We start from the raw sequence: 783 nt of genomic DNA on the forward strand, positions 1-783 counted from the left end.
CCCCCAAAAAACCGGTGGGAACAGAAGTAGAATTTTCTTGTTAAGGGAGTTCTACGCAATGAAGAAGTCGAGATTCACGGACAGCCAGATCATGGAGGCGCTCAAGCGCGTGGAGGCAGGGCTGGCGGTACTGGATCTGTGCCGAGAGCTGGACATTAGCACGGCGACGTTCTACAAGTGGCGCTCGAAGTACGGCGGCATGGACGTGTCGCTGATGGCGCGGATGAAGGAACTGGAGGCCGAGAATGCCCGGCTGCGCAAGATGTACGTCGAAGAGAAGATCAAGGCCGAAATCGTTTCGGAGGCACTCGCAAAAAAGGACTGAGGCCATCTCGCCGGCGCGAGATGGCCATGCACGCGGTGTCCAGCCGAGGCATATCGATCCGGCTGGCATGTGAGGCGTTTGGGATCAGCCAGAGCTGCTATCGGTACGCTGGCCTGCGCAATGCCGAGAACGAGGAGATTGCGAACTGGCTGCTGCGTCTGATCGACAACCACCGGAACTGGGGCTTTGGGCTGTGCTTCCTGTACCTGCGCAATGTGAAGGGTTTCGGTTGGAATCACAAGCGGGTGTACCGGATCTATCGCGAACTGGAGTTGAACCTGCGGATCAAGCCACGCAAGCGGCTAGTCCGGCAGGTTCCGGAACCGCTGTCGGTGCCCACTGCCGTCAACCAGGTCTGGTCGATGGACTTCATGCACGACCAACTGGCCGACGGACGCAGCATCCGACTGTTTAACGTGATCGACGACTTCAACCGCGAAGCGCTCGGCATCGAGATC

General features: G+C 58.6%; 1 pseudogene. It reads left to right on the forward strand.

What is annotated here, in order from left to right:
* Positions 1–58: 58 nt before the first annotated feature.
* A pseudogene (locus KQH60_RS14525) lies at positions 59–783 on the forward strand (transposase); the annotation flags it as partial.

Source organism: Mycetohabitans sp. B8 (assembly GCF_021991875.1).
Lineage (GTDB): Bacteria > Pseudomonadota > Gammaproteobacteria > Burkholderiales > Burkholderiaceae > Mycetohabitans.